The following is a 19787-nucleotide window of genomic DNA, read 5'->3' on the forward strand; positions in this document are numbered from 1 at the left end:
CTGTGCGAGGCTCTGTGCGAGGCTCTCTGCGAGGCCGATGGGGCTGGGGTGAGGGCGTCACAGCGGCTGCCAGTCGAGCCAGGTGCTGCCGGGCTGGTGCTGCCAACGGTGATGTACGCCGCCGGGGTTGTTGGCGAAGATCTCCAGCCGACCGTCCCGGTTACGCAGCGCCCGGATGAAGTAACCCCCGCCCCCGAAGTCCTGCCAGGTGCGCCACGCCCCCGAAGCATCCACCTGGTAGTTGTGCTGCAGGACGTCGTCGTTCATCGCGAACACCTCGATCCGCTCGTCATGCGACTCCACCGCCGCAAGGCGCGCACTTACCGGACCGCCCAAGGGCTGCCAGTCGTGCCAGTCACCGGCCGGGATGTTCTGCCAACGGTGGTGTACCCCCGAGTCGTTGGTCGCGAAGACCTCCAACCGCCCGTCGCGGTTCTTCGCCACCGCCAGGTGCTCGCCGCCCAGGCCGAAGTCGACCCACTCCCGCCACGTCCCCGTCAGGTCGGTCTGGCAGGTGTGCCGGAAGATGTCGTCGTTCATCGCGAACACCTCGATCCGGCCGTCCGACGCCGGAGCCGCCGCGAGACGCGCACCCGCCGGACCACCCAACGGCCGCCAGTCGTGCCACGTCCCACCAGGGGTGTTGTGCCAACGGTGGTGGACGCCGTCGGCGTTGGAGGCGAACACCTCCAGGCGGCCGTCGTGGTTCTTGGACACGGCCAGGTGGTCCCCGCCGCCGCCGAACGCGTACCAGTCGGCCCATTCCGCCGACACCTTCGCCTGGTAGCGGTGCATGAACGTGTCGCCGTTCATGGCGAACAGCTCCAGCCTGCCGTCCGGTGACGCCGTCAGCGCCAGGGCCGCCGACGCGGGGCCTCCGAACGCCCGCCAGCCCGACCACGTCCCGCCGGGTTCGTGCTGATACGTGTGGTAGATCTGGTCGACCGCCGCGTGGAAGACCTCCACACGGCCGTCCGCCGACATCCCCACCGCGAGCCGCTGCCGCCGGTCCGGTGCCACGGGACCCTTCCACCAGCTCGTCTCCTTGCGGGCGCCGGCCCACGAGAAGCTGAAGTGGATGTGGTTGGTGTGCGGGTTGGCGCCCCGGTACGGCTGCCAGCCGGCGTCCGGGCGGTTGGCCATCCAGATGCGCCGGTTCCAGATCATGTACATGATGCCGAAGCGGCGGGCGAGGGCGTGCGGGTTGCCGTGCCGGTCCGTGGCGTGCAGCCAGTTGATGAGGTCGTCGGCCAGGTGCTCCTGGCCCTGCACGTTCACGCCCCAGTCCCAGGCCCGTCCCTCCTTGTGCTCGCTCTGGCCTCCGCTGCCGCAGGCCCTGCTGATCCCCATGTTGGTCGTACCGGGGTAGGCCGCGAGCACCAGGTCGCGGAAGCCGACCAGGCCGGGCTTGGCCTCGGGGTCGCAGTCGCGCTGCGGTTCGTAGGGCGCGTACGGGTCGATGTCAGGACCGAATTCGGGTGCGGTGGGTGCCATGTCAGGCTCCTCGGGTCTCGGTCCCCCGCCCGGTGCGGAGGATCGTCGTACCCGTAGGGCGCGTGATGGGATCGCGCGGCCGCAAGACGCGATCACGCGCCTGCCCCGTGGCAGTGGCGCGGGCCCGTCCGACCGGGCCCGTGCCTCGTTCAGGTCGTCCTCGGTGCGTCCGCGCGCCGGGACGGGCACCCACGAGGAAGGCTTCCGTCGTGATCCATCGCAGAACTCCCCGCCGGACGGCCGTCGCGCTGACGGCCACCGCCCTGACGTTCACCGCGCTGCTGTCCGCCCCGCTCACCTCCACGGCGAATCCCGGCTCCGGCGCCCAAGAGCCCCCGCTCGCCGGCGACACCGTGCGCACCGACGCCGGTCTCGTCCGCGGCGCCCGGGCGGGCGCGCACCGCGTCTTCCGGGGCATCCCCTACGCGGGCGCCCCCAAGGGGCGCCACCGCTGGGCGCCGCCCCGCCCCGTACGGCCGTGGAAGGGGGTCAGGGACGCCACGAAGCCCGGGCCACTGTGCCCGCAGGTGCCCTCGGCGTACGCGCAGATCTCCAGCACCGAGGAGGACTGCCTGGTCCTGAACGTCACGACGCCGCCGGTCACGGACCGGCACCCGCGGCGGGCCGCGCCCGTCCTCGTCTGGATCCACGGAGACGGCTCCGTGGGCGGGGGCGGCTTCTTCGACGGACGCCGGCTGGCCGAGCGCGGCCTGGTGGTCGTCACCGTCAACTACCGGCTGGGCGTCTTCGGCGGCCTCGCCCTGCCGGGTCTCCCGGGGTCCGGCACCTTCGGCCTCCAGGACCAGCGTGCCGCCCTCACCTGGGTACGGAACAACGCGCGGGCCTTCGGCGGCGACCCGGGCAACGTCACCGTGGCCGGTGTGTCGTTCGGCGCGTCCGCCGTGGCCGGGCACCTGACGTCACCCGCCTCCAAGGGCCTGTTCCACCGGGCCGTCATGGCGAGCGGCGAGGCCGTGATGGACATGCCGGCCGGTGCGATGGGCCCCGGTGTGCCGGGCTATCCGTGGTACGTGTGGCGGGCGGGCCGCGAGATGGAGGACATCACCACGGAGATGACATCGACCCTCGGCTGCCGGGACCGCCGCCCGCAGCGCACGCTCGCCTGCCTGCGCGCCCTGCCCGTGAAGACGATCCTCAAGGTGCCGCACATCATGAACGCCTTCCAGGCGTTCGGATACGGCAACGCCACCCTGCCCGAGCTGCCCCCGAAGGCCCTGAGCGCCGGGCGTTTCCACCGCGTGCCCGTCCTGTCGGGCGCGACACTCGACGAGCACCGGACGTTCGTCGGGATGACGTACGACGCGGTGGGCAGGAAGTTCACGGAGGCCGACTACGGGCGTGCGCTGCGCACCGCGTTCGGCGGGCAGTTCGCGAAGCGGGTGCGGGCCGAGTACCCCACGGCCGCTTTCCCCTCCCCCGCGCTGGCGTGGGCCACCGTGATCACCGACCGCATGTGGGCGCGCGGCACGCGGGCCCAGCACGAGGCGCTGGCCCGGCATGTCCCCCTGTACGCCTACGAGTTCGCCGACCGCGACGCACCGATGTTCCTGCCGCTGCCCGGCGACTTCGACTTCGGCGCCTTCCACGCGGGCGACATCCCGTACCTGTTCGAGGACGAGACGGCCGAGCCGCAGTTCACCCCGGCGCAGCGGCGCCTGTCGGCCACGATGAGCGATTACTGGGCGGCGTTCGCCCGCACCGGCACGCCGGGTGCCGGTGGCCTGCCCGCCTGGCCGCCCTACACCCCACACACGCCGTACACACAGTCACTGGCACCGCACCGGATCGGGCCCGTCGACTACTACCGGGAACACAACCTCGCCTTCTGGGGGGCCGCCCGCGAAGGTGGCCCCCCGGCAAGGTGATCAGCAGGGATCAGCGGTGCTCAGCGGTTCGGCGGCTTGACCCAGCCCTTGCGGACCAGCTGGTCACAGTGCCACTTGCCCTGCGCCGGGCTCTCACCCTTGTCGGCGGTCGCCTTGAGGCAGTCCGCGTAGGGGAAAGGAGGTCCTTGGACAGGGGCGGCGGGGGCGGCGGGGGCGGCCTGGGCGGTCGCGGCCGACAGGCCGAGCCCGCCGGCGGCCACGGCCAGGGCGATGGCCATGCTCATTCGACGCACAGATCTCTCCACTTCTCGGGTCTTCTCGCGTCTTCGCGTGCCGGAGCGGAACGCTCCGGCGCATCGCTCAACGAGAGAGGCCGTCAGCGGGGAATCACCCATCCGCTGTAACTCGGCTGCCCCGCTGCCACACCTCGGCGACCAGCGGCACCCCCGGCCGGTACGCCAGGTGGACGTGGCTCGGGGCGTCGAGGAGGGCCAGGTCCGCGCGGGCGCCCTCGCGGATGACGCCGATGTCCGTGCGGCGCAGGGCCGCCGCGCCGCCCGCCGTGGCGGACCAGATCGCCTCGTCCGGGGTCATGCCCATGTCCCGTACGGCGAGGGCGATGCAGAACGGGACGGAGGACGTGAAGGACGAGCCCGGGTTGCAGTCCGTGGAGAGGGCGACCGTCGCGCCCGCGTCCAGGAGGCGGCGGGCGTCGGGCCACTCGGCGCGGGTGGAGAACTCCGCGCCGGGGAGCAGCGTGGCGACCGTGTCGCTGTTCGCGAGGGCGTCGACGTCGGCGTCGGTGAGGTGCGTGCAGTGGTCGGCGCTCGCCGCGTCCAGCTCGACGGCCAGCTGCACGCCGGGGCCGTACGAGAGCTGGTTCGCGTGGATGCGGGGGTGCAGGCCCTTCGCCTTGCCCGCCGTCAGGATGGCGCGGGCCTGGTCGCCGTCGAAGGCGCCCTTCTCGCAGAACACGTCGATCCAGCGGGCGTGCGGGGCGCAGGCGTCCAGCATCTCGCCGGTCACGAGGTCCACGTACGCCGCCGGGTCCTCGGCGTAGTCCGGGGAGACGATGTGCGCGCCGAGGAACGTGACCTCTTCGGTGTGCTTCGCCGCGATGCGCAGGGCGCGGGCCTCGTCCTCGGTGTTCAGGCCGTAGCCCGACTTCGTCTCGAAGGTGGTCGTGCCCTGGCGGAGGGCCTCGCGGAGGTAGTGGGTGAGGTTCGCCTCGAGTGCGGCGTCCGTCGCGGCCCGGGTCGCGGCCACCGTCGTGCGGATGCCGCCCGCCGAGTACGCGCGGCCCGACATGCGGGCGTTGAACTCCTGGGTGCGGTCGCCCGCGAAGACGAGGTGGGAGTGGGAGTCGACGAAGCCGGGGATCGCGGCGCGGTGCCTCGCGTCGTGGATCTCGTCCGCCGCCGGGGCCTTGGCCGCCGGGCCCACCCAGGCGACGGTCTCGCCGTCCAGGACGACGGCCGCGTCCGTCAGGAGGCCGAGGGGGGTGCCGTCCCCCTGGGCGGGGTCGTTCGTGACGAGGCCGGCGATGTTGGTGATGAGGGTGGTGGGCATCAGGGTCTCCGGGAGGGGGAGGGGCTGAGACTGGCGGGATCAGGGCGGCGTGTCAGTCTCGCAGCGCCGCGATCGCCTCCGTCAGGGCCGACGCGACGTCGGGGACCGAGGTGTGGGCGCCGTCGCGGACCACGTGGCGGCCCGCGGCGACCGTGTGGCGGACGTCCGCCGCCGTCGCGGCGAACACCGCCGTCTCGGCGGCCAGGCGGGGCACCGGGCCCGCCGTGCGGACCGAGTCGAGGGCGATCGTCGTGAGGTCGGCGAGCGCGCCGCGCTCGATGACGCCCGCGTCCGGCCAGCCGAGCGCCGCGTGCCCGTCGGCCGTCGCCGCGCGCAGCAGTGCCGCCGCCGTCCAGTGGCCGCGCGTGTGCGAGCGGAGGCGTTCGTCCAGCTCCATGGCGCGGGCTTCTTCGAGGATGTCGATGACGGCGTGGCTGTCGCTGCCCAGGGAGAGCGGGCTGCCCGCCCGCTGGAGGTGGAGGGCGGGGCCGATGCCGTCCGCCAGGTCGCGTTCCGTCGTCGGGCACATGCAGGTGCCCGTCGTCGTGCCGCCGAGCAGCCCGATGTCCTCCTCCGTGAGGTGCGTGTTGTGGACGCCCGTGGTGCGGGGGCCGAGGACACCGTGGTCGGAGAGGAGCTGCGTGGGCGTGCAGCCGTGCACCTCCTGGCACGCGTCGTTCTCCGCGGTCTGCTCGGAGAGGTGGACGTGGAGCGGCGCCTGACGGTCCGCCGCCCAGTCCGCCACCGTGCCCAGCTGCTGTGCCGGAACCGCCCGTACGGAGTGGATCGCCGCGCCGATCCGTGCGTGCGGGCGATCCTTGAGGGACGAGACGCGCTCGGCCCACGCCTCCGTCGTACCGTCGGAGAAGCGGAGCTGGTGGCGGTTGGGGGGCTTGCCGCGCCGCGCGTCGAGGAGCCCTGACGCCACGTACGCCGTGTCGAGGAGCGTGATGCGGACGCCCGCGTCGGCGGCGGCCTGGATGAGCGCCTCGCCCATCGCGTTGGGGTCCGCGTACGGGGTGCCGCCGGGCGCGTGGTGGAGGTAGTGGAACTCCCCCACGGTCGTGATGCCCGCGAGCGCCATCTCCGCGTAGACCGCGCGGGCCAGTGCGTGGTACGTCTCCGGCGTCAGCCGGTCCGCCACCCCGTACATGACCTCACGCCACGTCCAGAACGTGCCGGAGCCGACCTGCACCGTGCCGCGCAGCGCGCGGTGGAAGGCGTGCGAGTGGGTGTTGGCCAGGCCGGGGAGCGTCAGGCCGCGCAGCACCGTCGCGCCGGGCGGGGGTGCGTCGACCCCCTTGCGGACGTCCGTGATCCGGTCGTCCGCCACGTCGACCGCGACGCCCGGCTCGACATGGGTGCCGAGCCAGGCGTGCTCCAGCCAGTACGTCGTCATGCGCAGGCCAGCCCTTCCAGTACGTCGGCCAGTGCGGTCACCCCGGCCAGGCAGTCGTCCTCGGCGGCGTGTTCCGCCGGGGAGTGCGAGACGCCCGTGGGGTTCCGTACGAACAGCATGGCGGTGGGGATCGAGCCGGACAAAATACCCGCGTCGTGTCCCGCGCCCGTGCCGAGGACGGGGAGCGGGCGCTCCGCGCGGGCGCCGAGGATCGCGCCCAGCTCGTCGCGGAGCGCGTCCTCGAACTCGATGACCGGTGTGAAGGACTCGCGGACGACGTCGAGGTCGATGCCGTGCCGGTCCGCGTATTCGCGGGCCGCCTTCTCGATGCCCGTGACGACGGTGTCGAGGGTGGCCTGGTCGGCGGCGCGGGAGTCGAGCCAGCCGCGGACCAGGGACGGGATGGCGTTGACGCCGTTCGGCTCGACGGAGATCTTGCCGAAGGTGGCGACGGCGCCCGCGAGTTCGGCCTCGCGGCGGGCGGCGAGGACCGTCTCCGCGTAGGACAGCATCGGGTCGCGGCGGTCGACGAGGCGGGTGGTGCCCGCGTGGTTGGCCTCGCCCCGGAAGTCGAAGCGCCAGCGGCCGTGCGGCCAGATGGCGCTCGCGATGCCGACGGGGTCGCCGGACAGGTCGAGGGCGCGGCCCTGCTCGACGTGCAGCTCGACGAACGCGCCGATGCGGGCGAGGCGTTCGGGGTCGGGGCCGATGGCGTACGGGTCGTAACCCGCCGCCTCCATCGCCTGCGGCAGCGATACGCCGTCGCCGTCGCGGAGCTTGTGCGCCGCCTCGACGGTGAGCTGTCCCGCGGTGAGCCTCGACCCCACGCAGGCCAGACCGAAGCGGGCGCCTTCCTCGTCGCCGAAGTTGACGACGGCGAGCGGCTTGGTGAACTCGGCTCCCCGCTCGCGCAGTTCGTCGAGGGCCGCGAAGGAGGAGACGACGCCGAGGGGGCCGTCGAAGGCGCCGCCGTCCGGGACGGAGTCCAGGTGGGAGCCGGTGACGACGGCGTCACCGGCCGCGGGGTCGCCGAGCCAGGCCCACTGGTTGCCGTTGCGGTCCAGTTCGTAGGTGAGGCCCCGGGTGTCGGCCTGCGCCTTGAACCAGGCGCGGCAGTCGGAGTCGGCCGCCGTCCAGGCGTAGCGGCGGTAGCCGCCCGAGCCGGCGTCGCGGCCGATGGAACTCAGGTCCCGCCACATCTCCTGGAAGGACACGGGGCTCCGCCCCGGACCCCGCTCCTCGATCGCCGGAGGGGCTGAATTACTCACTCCCCCTCCCGCATGGGAACCCGCACGCCCCGCTCGTCCGCCACGCGCTCCGCGATGTCGTACCCGGCGTCCACATGCCGGATGACGCCCATCCCGGGGTCGTTGGTGAGCACCCGGCGGATCTTCTCGCCGGCCAGCTTCGTGCCGTCGGCGACCGAGACCTGGCCCGCGTGGATGGAGCGGCCCATGCCGACGCCGCCGCCGTGGTGGAGGGAGACCCAGGAGGCGCCGGACGCGACGTTCACCATGGCGTTCAGGAGGGGCCAGTCGGCGATCGCGTCGGAGCCGTCGAGCATGGCCTCCGTCTCGCGGTACGGGGAGGCGACGGAACCGCAGTCGAGGTGGTCGCGGCCGATCGCGAGGGGCGCGGCGAGGGTGCCGTTGCCGACCATGTCGTTGAACATGTCGCCGGCCTTGTCGCGCTCGCCCTGGCCGAGCCAGCAGATGCGGGCGGGGAGGCCCTGGAAGTGGACGCGCTCCCCCGCCATCCTGATCCAGCGGTGCAGCGACTCGTTCTCCGGGAAGAGGTCGAGGATCGCCTTGTCCGTCTTGTGGATGTCGGAGGCCTCGCCGGAGAGCGCCGCCCAGCGGAACGGACCCTTGCCCTCGCAGAAGAGCGGGCGGATGTAGGCGGGCACGAAGCCGGGGAAGGCGAACGCGCGGTCATAGCCCGCGAGTTGGGCCTCGCCGCGGATCGAGTTGCCGTAGTCGAAGACCTCGGCGCCCGCGTCCATGAAGCCGACCATCGCCTCGACGTGCCTGGCCATGGACTCACGGGCGCGGGTGGTGAAGCCCGCCGGGTCCTTCGTGGCGTACGCCTGCATGTCGTCGAAGGCGACGCCGCTCGGCAGGTACGAGAGCGGGTCGTGGGCCGACGTCTGGTCGGTCACGATGTCGATGGGGGCGGACTCGGCGAGCATGCGGGGGACCAGGTCGGCGGCGTTGCCGAGGAGACCGATGGAGAGCGGGCGGCGGGCGTCCCGCGCCTCGACGGCCAGCTGGAGCGCGTGCTCCAGCGAGTCGGCCTTCACGTCGAGGTACTTGTGCTCGATGCGGCGCTCGATGGCGCGCGGGTCGACGTCGATACAGATCGCGACGCCGTCGTTCATGGTGACGGCGAGCGGCTGGGCGCCGCCCATGCCGCCGAGGCCCGCGGTGAGGGTGATGGTCCCGGCGAGGGTGCCGTTGAACTTCTTGGCGGCGACGGCGGCGAAGGTCTCGTAGGTGCCCTGGAGGATGCCCTGCGTGCCGATGTAGATCCAGGAGCCCGCGGTCATCTGGCCGTACATGGTGAGGCCGAGCTGCTCCAGGCGGCGGAACTCCTCCCAGTTCGCCCAGTCGCCCACCAGGTTGGAGTTGGCGATGAGGACGCGCGGCGCCCACTCGTGGGTCTGCATGACGCCGACGGGCCGGCCGGACTGGACGAGCATCGTCTCGTCCTGCTTCAGGGTCTTGAGGGTGCGCACCATGGCGTCGAAGGAGCGCCAGTCGCGGGCCGCCTTGCCGGTGCCGCCGTAGACGACGAGCTTGTCGGGGTGCTCGGCGACCTCGGGGTCGAGATTGTTCTGCAGCATGCGGAGGGCGGCTTCCTGCTGCCATCCCAGGGCGCTCAGTTCCGTACCGCGCGGTGCCCGTACGGGGCGGGGTCCTGACATGGCGATGCCTCCTCGAAGCTGTGAGCTCGACGCTGTGAGCTTGACGCTGTGACCTTGCTGCTGTGACCTTGTTATTCACATCCTGGGGTTCTGAATAGGGCTAGTCAATAGCGAACGAATGCGCGAGTACGCCAGCGGGGTCGCGCCCACGGATGATTGGCTGGATCACATGGCTCACGACGAGGACGACGACCAGCAGGCACGGGACGAGACACAGGAGACCCAGGTCCTCCACACCGCTGCCGGCGCCGGCGCCGGCGCCGATGGTGCCGGTGCCGATGTCGCTGCCCGCCGCGACCAGGCCGTCCTCGCCGCCGTCGAGCGGGGCGTCGTCGGCCCTGCCGCCCCCGTCGTCGGCCTGCTCGACGTCGTCGGCATCCGCGCGAGCGCCGCCGCCCTGCGCGCCGCCTTCGACGCCGTCACCCCGCCCGGCACCCCCGTCCTGCACGCCTTCGCGGTGAAGGCGACCCCGCTCGTGCCGGTGCTTCGGCTGCTGCGCTCGGCGGGGATCGGCGCCGAGGTGGCGTCCCCCGGCGAGCTGGCCCTCGCGCGGGCCGCCGGGATACCGCCCGCCGACACCGTCCTCGACTCGCCCGCCAAGACCCCGGCCGAGCTGCGCGAGGCGCTGGCGCTCGGCATCGCCGTGAACGCGGACAACCCGCAGGAGCTGGCCCGCGTCGACGCCCTGATGCAGTCGGCCGTGACCGGCTCGCCCGTCGGCATCCGCGTGAACCCGCAGATCGGCGGCGGCGCGATCGGCGCCCTCTCGACGGCGACGGCCACCTCCAAGTTCGGGGTGCCGCTGCTCGACGAGGGCGCCAGGGAATGGGTGGTCCGGGCCTGCCTCGACCGGCCGTGGCTGACCCGCCTGCACGCGCACTCCGGGTCGCAGGGCATGCCCCTGGAGATGATGGTGCGGGGCGTCGCGGCGACGTACGAACTGGCCGAGGAGATCAACGAACGCGCCGGGCGGCGGCAGATCGACACGATCGACATCGGCGGCGGCCTGCCCGTCAACTTCGGCTCCGACGACGAGACGCCGACCCACGCGCAGTACGCGCGCCGCCTCAAGGCACGGGTGCCGGGACTGCTCGACGGGCGGTACGGCATCGTCACCGAGTTCGGCCGCTCGCTGCTCGCCAAGCACGGGACGGTGCTCGCCCGCGTCGAGTACGCGAAGCGGGCGGGCGGGCGGCCCATCGCCGTGACGCACGCGGGCGTGCAGGTGGCGACCCGGACCGTGTACGCGCCCGCGTCGTGGCCGCTGCGGATCGCCGCGTACGACGCGAAGGGGCGGCCCAAGAGCGGTCCCGCCGTCGGGCAGGACGTGGCGGGGCCGGCCTGCTTCGCGGGGGACCTGCTCGCGGAGAACCGGCCGCTGCCGCTGCTCGAAGCGGGGGATTACGTGGCGGCGCTGGACACCGGTGCGTACTACTTCGCGCAGCACTACTCCTACAACAGCCTTGCCCGGACCGCTGTTTGGGGTTTCTCCGCGGATCCTTCGCGCACCGGCGAGGTGCGCTTCGCGGTCGTACGGGAGCCGCAGACGTTGGACGAGATCGTGGCGGAGGCGGGGGGCGGCGCGGAACGCGACGCGCTGCGTCAGCTTTAGCCCGCACCCGTCGCCGGGTGCCCCCTCAGGGGCGCGGGGAACTGCGCGAGCAACCCACGACGACCCGCACCCGCACGAGGCGCCGCCCGGGCAGACGCGTCTGCGGGGCTTGGACCATTCGCCGCTGCGGGCCCGTGGTGGCTGAGCGCGCAGTTCCCCGCGCCCCTGACGGCACCTGCGGCAAGGCACCCCTTCACCGCGACCCCGTCGCCGGGTGCCCGCGCCCTGAGGGGCGCGGGGAACTGCGCGAGCAACCCACGACGGGCCGCACCCGCACGAGGCGCCCCCTGGGCAGACGCGTCTGCGGGGCTTGAACCGTTCGCCGCTGCGGGCCCGTCGTGGCTGGTCGCGCAGTTCCCCGCGCCCCTGGGGACCCTGCGGCAAGGCGACCCTTCACCGCGCACCTGTCGCGAGGTGACCCTGGCGGGGCCTTCGGCAGCGCCCCCGTAAGGGGAAGGGGAAGTCTCTGAGGTTGCTCAAGTTGGGCTTAGTGATCTGGATCACGGGCAGACCCTCAGTCCCGATCCAGTCCCGAACCCCGGGGGAGGCTCCTGTGACGACATCGGACACGTCCGCCGCCGCACCACCACCGGCCGAAGAGCCGACGCTGCACCGTGCCATCGGCCCCAAGCTGCTGATCCTCTTCGTGATCGGCGACATCCTCGGCACGGGGATCTACGCCACCACCGGCAAGGTCGCGGGGAAGGTGGGCGGCGCGCTGTGGCTGCCGTTCGCGATCGGGTTCGTCGTGGCGATCCTGACGGCGGCGTCGTACGTCGAACTGGTCGGCAAGTACCCGAAGGCGGCCGGTGCCGCGCTCTACACGCAGAAGGCGTTCAAGACCCCGTTCCTCACCTTCATCATCGCCTTCATGGTGATGTGCTCGGGGCTGTCGTCCGCGAGCGCGGCGGCCCGCGCCTTCAGCGGGGACTACCTGGGCGAGCTGACCGGTGACGCGCTGCCGCCCACCCTGATCGCCATCACCTTCATCGTGCTGCTTGCCGCGCTGAACCTGCGGGGCGTCTCGGAGTCGGTCAAGACGAACGTGGTCCTCACCCTCGTCGAACTCACCGGCCTCGCGATCATCCTCGCCATCGGCGTGTACGCCGTACTGACCGGGGACGGCGAGCCCTCGCGCCTCACCGAGTTCGAGGCGGGGGGCGGGACCGCGTATGCCCTCATGACAGGCGTGCTGGGAGCGACCGCGCTCGGCTTCTTCGCCTTCGTCGGCTTCGAGGACTCGGTGAACATGGCCGAGGAGACGAAGGACCCCGTCCGCACCTTCCCGCGCGCGATCTTCATCGGCGTCGCGGTGACCGGCACGATCTACGTCCTGGTGGCGCTGGTCTCGTCCCTCCTGGTCGACTACAAGACCCTGGAGGGTTCGAGCGGTCCGCTGCTCGAGGTGGTGAAGGCCGGCGGCGTCGACTTCCCGCACAAACTCTTCGCCCTGATCGCCCTGTTCGCGGTCACCAACTCGGCCCTCATCAACATCATGATGGCCTCCCGGCTCTGCTACGGCATGGCCAACGAACGCATCCTGCCGCGCGCCATGGGCCGCGTCCTCGCCAAGCGCCGGACGCCGGTCGTCGGCATCGTCTTCGTCTCCCTGCTCGCCATCGGCCTGGTGTCGACCGGTGAGATCGAGGGGCTCGGCGACACGACGGCGTTCCTGCTCCTGTGCGTCTTCGCGGTGGTCAACGTGGCGGTCCTGGTGCTGCGCCGCGACCCCGTCGAGCACGAGCACTTCCGTACGCCGACGGTGCTGCCCGTCCTGGGCGCGGTCACCGCCCTGGTCCTCGCCAGCCCGCTGGCGGACCGCCCCGCGGAGGTCTACATCCGGGCGGGCGTCCTGATCGCCATCGGTATCGCGCTGTGGGCGGTCAACAAGGCGGTGCTGAAGGCCCGGGGAGAGGGGTGATTTTCGGCCATTGTTAGTGCAGCGCTCAACAGTCGGCCAGGAGGAGGCTGGTTGGGGTCAGCGGCGATCAATAGCCTGAGGCGCGTTGCCTGTACCGACCAAGGAGCTCTATGTCCGCCGCGCAGCAGGTCCCCGACATCCTCTCGCCCGAGTTCGCCAAGGACCCCTACCCGGCCTACCGGGCGATGCGGGAGAGCACACCGCTCCTGTGGCACGAGGCGACCCAGAGCTGGATCATCTCGCGGTACGAGGACGTCGAGCGCGTGTTCAAGGACAAGGGCTCGCAGTTCACCACCGACAACTACGACTGGCAGATCGAGCCCGTCCACGGCAAGACGATCCTCCAGCTCAGCGGCCGGGAGCACGCCGTGCGGCGGGCCCTGGTCGCGCCCGCCTTCCGCGGCAGCGACCTCCAGGAGAAGTTCCTGCCGGTGATCGAGCGCAACTCCCGCGAGCTCATCGACACCTTCCGGCACACCGGTGGCGTGGACCTCGTCGAGGCCTACGCCACCCGCTTCCCCGTCAACGTGATCGCCGACATGCTGGGCCTCGACAAGGCCGACCACGCGCGCTTCCACCGCTGGTACACCACGGTCATCGCCTTCCTGGGCAACCTGGCGGGCGATCCCGAGGTCGCGGCGGCCGGCGAGCGGACCCGCGTGGAGTTCGCCGAGTACATGATCCCGATCATCCGGCAGCGCCGCGACCGGCCCGGGGACGACCTGCTGTCCACCCTGTGTGCCGCCGAGGTCGACGGTGTGCGCATGAGCGACGAGGACATCAAGGCCTTCTGCAGCCTGCTGCTGGCCGCCGGAGGCGAGACCACCGACAAGGCGATCGCCTCCATCTTCGCCAACCTCCTGACCCACCCCGATCAGCTCGAAGCCGTCCGGCAGGACCGCACCCTGATCGCCCGCGCGTTCGCCGAGACGCTGCGCCACACGCCGCCGGTCCACATGATCATGCGGCAGTCGGCGGTCGACGTGGAGCTCACCGGCGGCACCGTGCCCGCCGGTGCCACCGTCACCTGCCTGATCGGGTCGGCCAACCGCGACGAGCGGCGCTACCGGAACCCGGACCGCTTCGACATCTTCCGCGACGACCTGACCACCACGACCGCGTTCTCCGCCGCCGCGGACCACCTCTCCTTCGCCCTCGGCCGCCACTTCTGCGTGGGCGCCCTGCTGGCCAAGGCGGAGGTGGAGATCGGCGTCGGCCAGCTCCTGGACGCGATGCCCGACGTACGGCTCGCCGAGGGCTTCGACCCGGTGGAGCAGGGGGTGTTCACGCGCGGCCCGCAGTCGCTGCCCGTGCGCTTCACCCCCGTCACCGCCTGATTCCGGAGCGGGGCGGGCGCCGCCCGGCCGGGGTCATGACACAGGCTCTCAGGCTCTCAGTGCGTCACCGGCGTGAACTGCACCGGCAGCGACGTCAGGCCGCGCATCCAGATGGACGGGCGCCACCTCAGCTCCTCCGGCTCCACCGCGAGGACCAGGTCGGGCAGCCGCTCCAGGAGCGTCTCGACCGCGGTCCTGGCGATGACGTCGGCCAGCAGGGGGGCCGGGTAGGGGCAGCGGTGCTCGCCGTGGCTGAAGGAGAGGTGCGCGGAGTTCTCCGGTCCCACGTGCGACTCGGGCCAGATCTGCGGGTCGGTGTTGGCGGCGGCGAGGCCGAGCACCAGACAATCGCCCGCCCGGATCTGCCGCCCGCCCAGCTGGGTGTCGCGCACCGCCCAGCGCCCGATGAAGTTCTGCGTGGGGGTGTCGAGCCACAGCACCTCGTTGAGCGCCTCGCCCACGCTCAGCCGCCCGCCGGACACGTTCAGGGCGAACCGCTCGTCGGTCAGCATCAGCCGCAGCGTGTTGCAGATCCAGTTGGCCGTCGGCTGCTGGGCCGCGGCGATGACGGAGATCAGGTCCTGGACGATCTCCTCGTCGGTGAGGCCCGCGGGGTGCAGCAGCATCCGCGAGGTGACGTCCGCGCCCGGCCTCTCCCGCTTCTCCTTGACGAGGAGCTGGATCCGCTCGCCGACGCGCGTGTACGCCGCCACGGGGTCGTCGCCCTCCGCCGCGTCGAGCGAGATCCGCAGGTCGTCCACGAGTTGCTGGGTATCGGTGCCCGACTCGGGCATGCCGCACATCTGCACCGCGGCCCGCATCGGCAGGGCGTGGGCGTACGCGCTCATCAGTTCCGCCTGGCCGCTGCCGGCGAACGCCGCGATCAGCCGGTCGGCGATCCGGCCGCAGTCCCTGGCCAGTTCGAACTGGTCGACGCCCTCCAGCGCCTCCGTGATCACACCGGCCCGGCGCCGGTGCTCCTCGCCCTCGGTGAAGAGGACCGACGGCTGGTAGCCGACGAAGGGCATCAGGGGCCAGTCCGGGGGGATGCGGTCCCACTGGTTCCAGCGGCGCGAGTCCCTGGCGAACAGCTCGTCGTGGCCGGTCACATAGCTGACCTCGGAGTACCCGAGGACCAGCCACGCCGGCACGTCCCCGTCGAGCAGCACCGGCGCGACCGCCCCGTGCTCGCGGCGCAGGCCGCGGTAGAGCTGCGCCGGTGTCTGCTGGTACTCCAGACCGCCGAGGCGTACGGCACCGGCGTGAGCGGGACACCCCGGCGGAGGGTCGCTCTGCTCGAAAGGGGATCCGGTCGGCTCGGTCACGGTGTCATCTCCTGGGCCATGGCCAGTTTGTAGAGGTGGTCCACGAGGGTGATCAGGACGTCCTTGCCGGACGATCTCACCCTCGCGTCGCAGTCGATCAGGGGCACGTGGTCGGGGAGCGCGAGGGCCTGGCGGATCTCGTCCAGCGAGTGCCTGGCGGTGTCGTCGTCGAACCGGTTCACCGCCACCACGAACGGCGTCCTGTGGTGCTCCAGACGGTCGATCGCGTACCAGGAGTCGTCCATCCGCCGGGTGTCGACCAGGACGACCGCGCCCAGCGTGCCGGCGAAGAGCCGGTCCCACAGGAACCAGAAGCGCTCCTGGCCGGGCGCGCCGAACAGGTAGAGCACCACGCGTTCGTTGAGGCTGATCCGGCCGAAGTCGAACGCCACCGTCGTGGTGGTCTTGGCGGCCACCTCGGACGTCTCGTCGACACCGATGCCCGCCTGCGTCATGACCTCTTCGGTGTTCAGCGGGCGGATCTCGCTGACCGAGCGGACCAGCGTGGTCTTGCCGACGCCGAATCCGCCCACCACGACGATCTTCAAGCCGGTCTCTGCGGTGTCGGACAGCGGAGTGCGGGACGGCAGCTCAGATGTTGCGGAGCCCATGGAGCACCTCCTTGAGAAGGTCGGATTCGGGCATCGAGGCGACCGCGTGGGCCGCGCGGGGATGACGGGCCGTGATCCGGCCCGTCGCGAGCAGGTCGCCCAGCAGAATCCGCACCACGGTGATGGGCAGCTTGAGCTCCGCGGCGATCTCCACCACGGCTGTCGGATGCCGGCACAGGTCGAGGATCCGGGCGTGCTCCGACTGCATCCCGGCCGTGGGCTCGCACTCGCTCACCACCAGCGTGACGAGGTCGAACGAATCGTCGTCGGCCCGGCTGCGGCCACCGGTGACCGTGTAGAGCCGGTCCGGGTCACCGATGTCCACGGGCCTGCGCGGCGTCACGAGGAGCCGCTGCTCTCGGCCTCGGCGCGCGGCTCGGCGCGCAGGTGCTCCCCGATCTGTTCCACGAGCTCCGTCATCTGGTGGCCCACCACGCCCGGGTCGGCGTTCTCGTCGGCGATGACGGCGAGGTGCGCTCCCTGCCCCGCCTCGACGATGAAGAGGAGTCCGCCGTGGAATTCGGTCATGGAGTGCCGGACGCCGCCGGTTCCGTCGCCGAACTCCGCGGACGCGCCCTGGGCCAGGGCCTGGATGCCGGAACAGATCGCCGACAGCTGGTCGGCCTGGTCGAGCGTCAGATGCTCGCTCCAGCACAGCTTCAGGCCGTCCCGGGAGAGCACCAGGGCATGCCGCGTACCGGGGGTGCGCTGGAGAAGGCTCTGGAGGAGCCAGGTCAGGCTGTTGTCAGTGGTCTGCATGGTGGGTAGGGCGAGGTGCTTCGGGCGAGCCGAGCCCAGTCACCGGCCCGTGCCTCCAATCTCACGGTCTTGAGCGGGGGGGAAGGGGGAAGGAGGGCGCCGGACCCGGGCGCCGTGCGGGGAGCGCTTCGGTTACTCGGTCGGGGGCGGGCCGGGTTCGCCGGGGGTGCCCGGCGCGGCCGGAGGCTCGGGCGCCGGGAAGCCAGGGGCCTCGCCCCCGGCACGCCGCGAGCGGTGGAAGGCGCCGAACCGGGAACCGGCGTCACGCGCCCGCCCCGCCTCGTCGGGCAGTGCCCCGGCTCCCGTGGCGGAGCCGGCGTCGGCTGCCGCCTTGCGCTGGCGGCGTTCGCGGTCCGCCTCGGCCATGGTGCGGCCGGGTGCGCGCACGGGCAGGCCGTTCGGCGTGGCGGCGGGGGCGGCGTGCGCCGGCCGGGCGGGGGTGTCCGCGGCGGCGGGCGGTGCGGCGGCGGCCGGGGGTGTCACGGGTGCCGTGGGTGTCACGGGTGCCGCGGGTGTCAGGGGTGCCGCGGGTGCTTCGGGCAGGGCGGGGAAGGCGGGGGTCGCCTCGACCGCCCCGGCCGCCGGGGCAGGCGCCGCCGGGAGCGGCGGGGGTGTCGCCGCGGTGGTGCGCCGTACGGGGTGCTGCGGGGCGGGGTCGCGCTGCTGGGCGAGGAGCTGCGGCGGCAGGAGGACCACCACACCCGTGCCGCCCCGCGAGGACGGGCGGAAGTTGACGCTCATGCCGTACTTGGCGGCGAGCCGTCCGACCACGGCGAGGCCGAGGCGCGTGCCCTGGAGCGAGGCGAGGTCCGTCGTCTTCCCGGAGACGGACTCCTCGGCCCGGCGCATCGCCGCGTCGGCCATCCGCAGGCCGCTGTCCTCGATCGTCACGACGATCCCGGCGCTGCGCTCCTCGACGTAGACGTGCACTTCGTCGATGGGCGGCGAGAAGTTCGCGGCGTTGTCCATGAGTTCGGCGAGGACGTGCATGACGCTCTCCGCGGCGAAGCCGGCGACCGCCACGGTCGTCGAGCAGTGCAGCCGTACCCGCTGATACGCGGAGATGCGGCCGACGGCACCCCGCAGGATGCTCTCCATGACGATCGGCTTGTTCCACGCGCGGCTGGACCGGCCGCCCATGAGCAGGGCGAGGCGGTCCGTCATCAGGCCCAGCTGGGACGTGCTGTGGTCCAGCCGCAGCAGGTCGCCGAAGACCTCGACGCCGTGCCGCTCCTGCATGTCGCGCAGGTCGGCGAGCATGCTCACGGCCTTGGCCTGGACGCGGCTCAGCGCCTTGGCCGATGCGGCCTGCGCGGCGGCGGCGCGTCGTTCGCTGTGGGCGAGTTCCCGGATGAACGATTCCGCGGGCAGCCGCAGCAAGGGGTTCTGCGGCCACTGGAGCCCGGCCAGGACGGTGTCCGCGGAGGCCCCCTCGCGCAGCTGCCCGATCGCGGTCGGCATGGTCACCTTGGTGAGTACGTCGAACTCTTCGGAGGACTGCGCCAACTGACCCTGCGCGTGGCCGAGCTGGGCCTCCACGGCACGGGTGTGCCGCACCGTTTCCTCCACCACCGAGGCGAAGGTCTGCACGATCCGCCGGAGCTGGGCGTCGGACGGAGGTGCCGTGTTCGCCAGGGCCTCACCCGCTGCCGCGCCGTCGCGCAGTTGCTTCACGAGGCTCGGGAGGGTGACGTTCACGAGGTGGGCGGACTCGGCTATCTGGTGGCCAAGCTGAGCCCGCAGCGCCTCGGCCTCGGCCTGGGCCGCCGCGGCGGAGCGGGCGAGCCGCTGCCGCGCCACGGAGCCGACGAGCAGGCAGACGGCCAGGCACAGCCAGCCGGCCGCGAGCGAGGCCGCCGTCCAGCCGCGGGCGGCGTCCGGTGCCGCGGCAGCCGCGAGGGCGCCGGCGCCGCCGGTCACCACCAGCACGCCGCCGGGCACGGCCCACGCGGGGCGCTCCGCCTTTGCTGTGCGGCGCGGGCTGGGAGGAGCAGGCACTGACATTCAGCGGTCCCTCGGTCCTTGGGTGCAGGCGGACAACGAGCCGATCGGTACGCATCGGTCGTGGGCCCGGAGGGGGCGCCAAGAGGACGGCGATCTTCCGGACCACGTATCGCGCCATGCTAGCCACCCGTCCGGGTATGAACATCAGCCCGGTGAGCCTGCTTGCCCCTCAGTCGAGTTCGTCGCAATCTCGCCCCCTCGAACGCATGCCGGTGATAAGGGAGTTCGACTTCTTCGGGGCAGTGCGGCCCGGATCCCACCACCGCCGGGAGCCGTCGGCGGAAGCGGCCTCGTCGCTACCGGGCCGCCGCGACGGGGCGGCGCCGCACCCCGCCCGGCCCGGCGTCACCCGCCGCCGGGCCCGTCGTGCGGTAGGCCCTGACCGCCTTGCCCGCGGGGGCGCCGGCGCCCCGGCCGAGCCAGTCGACGCGCACCCACAGGAGCACGTCGTCCGCCCGCTCGCGACGGCCGACCCACGCGGCCTTCGCCCACAGGCCGGCGCCGGCGCCCGCGAGGACCGCGCCGCCCGCCACGGGCAGGGCGATGGCGCTGCCGAGTGCGGCGAGGAAGGCGGCGGCGAGCCACCAGCGGTGACCGTGCCGCCAGTTGCGCACGCTCACGGACCGGCTCTGGAGCACGTCGTACTTCCCGGCGCGGGTCGCCTCGCGGGCGAGGGCGCCGTAACGCTTCCTGCGGGAGTACGCGACGGCGGCCGCGACGACGATGAAGAGGGCCGCCCCGGTGAGTACGCCGATACGGCGTCCGGTGAGACCGGGCGGCAGCGCGCCGATCCCCGCGGCGAGCACCCCCAGCCACCACAGGGGCGCCGCCCCGGCCCGCACCACCACCGGCACCCGCACCAGCCCGTGCCCACCGCGTCCCACGTCGCCTCCCATGCCTCCCGTCACGCTTCTTCGGCGGAGGAGGTTAGCGACGGAATCTGAGGACAGGGTGAGAACACCCACCCACCACGCCGACTCGGCGCC

Annotated in this window: 16 protein-coding genes; 4 read left to right on the top strand and 12 right to left on the bottom strand. The window is 72.5% G+C overall.

All coding sequences use genetic code 11. From position 1 onward, the window contains the following. Positions 1 to 57: 57 nt before the first annotated feature. On the bottom strand, positions 58 to 1494 hold the full coding sequence (locus ACZ7LU_RS33550) for a DUF8189 domain-containing protein (protein WP_398303598.1): 1437 nt from the start codon (positions 1492 to 1494) through the stop codon (positions 58 to 60). Positions 1495 to 1703: 209 nt separating this feature from the next. Between ACZ7LU_RS33550 and ACZ7LU_RS33555 the strand changes: the two genes are divergently transcribed. Further along, positions 1704 to 3380, top strand: coding sequence for a carboxylesterase/lipase family protein (locus ACZ7LU_RS33555; RefSeq protein WP_471918885.1), 1677 nt, complete (start codon positions 1704 to 1706; stop codon positions 3378 to 3380). A gap of 20 nt (positions 3381 to 3400) precedes the next feature. On the opposite strand, the gene ACZ7LU_RS33560 is transcribed toward ACZ7LU_RS33555, so the two are convergent. From ACZ7LU_RS33560 to hutU, 5 genes are all read right to left on the bottom strand, one after another. Next, positions 3401 to 3625: a hypothetical protein gene (locus ACZ7LU_RS33560; RefSeq protein WP_468305595.1), complete on the bottom strand. Its 225-nt coding sequence runs from the start codon at positions 3623 to 3625 to the stop codon at positions 3401 to 3403. 103 nt (positions 3626 to 3728) lie between these two features. After that, positions 3729 to 4910 (bottom strand): imidazolonepropionase, encoded by a 1182-nt coding sequence (hutI, locus tag ACZ7LU_RS33565; RefSeq protein ID WP_471918886.1) that lies wholly within the window; start codon positions 4908 to 4910, stop codon positions 3729 to 3731. Between the two features lie 52 nt (positions 4911 to 4962). Then, complete coding sequence (locus tag ACZ7LU_RS33570; protein ID WP_471918887.1) at positions 4963 to 6309, bottom strand: formimidoylglutamate deiminase; 1347 nt, start codon at positions 6307 to 6309, stop codon at positions 4963 to 4965. Then, entirely contained in the window at positions 6306 to 7508 is a 1203-nt protein-coding gene (locus tag ACZ7LU_RS33575; RefSeq protein WP_471919086.1) for an allantoate amidohydrolase, read from the bottom strand. The genes ACZ7LU_RS33570 and ACZ7LU_RS33575 overlap by 4 nt, the downstream gene beginning before the upstream one ends. A 65-nt stretch (positions 7509 to 7573) precedes the next feature. Then, positions 7574 to 9232 (bottom strand): urocanate hydratase, encoded by a 1659-nt coding sequence (hutU, locus tag ACZ7LU_RS33580; protein WP_398303591.1) that lies wholly within the window; start codon positions 9230 to 9232, stop codon positions 7574 to 7576. A 169-nt stretch (positions 9233 to 9401) separates the two neighbouring features. On the opposite strand from hutU, the gene ACZ7LU_RS33585 reads away from it, so the two are divergent. The 3 genes from ACZ7LU_RS33585 to ACZ7LU_RS33595 all read left to right on the top strand — a co-directional run bounded on the left by ACZ7LU_RS33585 (position 9402) and on the right by ACZ7LU_RS33595 (position 14102). Then, positions 9402 to 10844 (top strand): type III PLP-dependent enzyme domain-containing protein, encoded by a 1443-nt coding sequence (locus ACZ7LU_RS33585; protein WP_471918888.1) that lies wholly within the window; start codon positions 9402 to 9404, stop codon positions 10842 to 10844. A 553-nt stretch (positions 10845 to 11397) separates the two neighbouring features. Further along, positions 11398 to 12765 (top strand): APC family permease, encoded by a 1368-nt coding sequence (locus tag ACZ7LU_RS33590; RefSeq protein ID WP_471918889.1) that lies wholly within the window; start codon positions 11398 to 11400, stop codon positions 12763 to 12765. Between the two features lie 110 nt (positions 12766 to 12875). Beyond that, positions 12876 to 14102 (top strand): cytochrome P450, encoded by a 1227-nt coding sequence (locus ACZ7LU_RS33595; RefSeq protein WP_471918890.1) that lies wholly within the window; start codon positions 12876 to 12878, stop codon positions 14100 to 14102. 56 nt (positions 14103 to 14158) lie between these two features. Here ACZ7LU_RS33595 and ACZ7LU_RS33600 read toward each other — a convergent pair whose 3' ends face one another. The 6 genes from ACZ7LU_RS33600 to ACZ7LU_RS33625 all read right to left on the bottom strand — a co-directional run bounded on the left by ACZ7LU_RS33600 (position 14159) and on the right by ACZ7LU_RS33625 (position 19697). After that, a complete protein-coding gene (locus ACZ7LU_RS33600) occupies positions 14159 to 15427 on the bottom strand; it encodes a cytochrome P450 (protein WP_468304569.1) in 1269 nt (422 codons plus the stop codon). Then, positions 15424 to 16038, bottom strand: a complete 615-nt coding sequence (locus ACZ7LU_RS33605; protein ID WP_470974537.1) for a GTP-binding protein — start codon at positions 16036 to 16038, stop codon at positions 15424 to 15426. Before ACZ7LU_RS33605 ends, ACZ7LU_RS33600 begins: the two co-directional genes overlap by 4 nt. Then, complete coding sequence (locus ACZ7LU_RS33610) at positions 16019 to 16381, bottom strand: DUF742 domain-containing protein (protein WP_398303579.1); 363 nt, start codon at positions 16379 to 16381, stop codon at positions 16019 to 16021. The genes ACZ7LU_RS33605 and ACZ7LU_RS33610 overlap by 20 nt, the downstream gene beginning before the upstream one ends. Beyond that, positions 16378 to 16797, bottom strand: a complete 420-nt coding sequence (locus tag ACZ7LU_RS33615) for a roadblock/LC7 domain-containing protein (RefSeq protein ID WP_398303577.1) — start codon at positions 16795 to 16797, stop codon at positions 16378 to 16380. The genes ACZ7LU_RS33610 and ACZ7LU_RS33615 overlap by 4 nt, the downstream gene beginning before the upstream one ends. A 132-nt stretch (positions 16798 to 16929) precedes the next feature. Further along, entirely contained in the window at positions 16930 to 18801 is a 1872-nt protein-coding gene (locus ACZ7LU_RS33620; RefSeq protein ID WP_471918891.1) for a sensor histidine kinase, read from the bottom strand. A 296-nt stretch (positions 18802 to 19097) separates the two neighbouring features. Next, a complete protein-coding gene (locus ACZ7LU_RS33625) occupies positions 19098 to 19697 on the bottom strand; it encodes a hypothetical protein (protein ID WP_471918892.1) in 600 nt (199 codons plus the stop codon). Positions 19698 to 19787: the final 90 nt, after the last annotated feature.

The organism is Streptomyces sp. NPDC039462, from assembly GCF_055639375.1.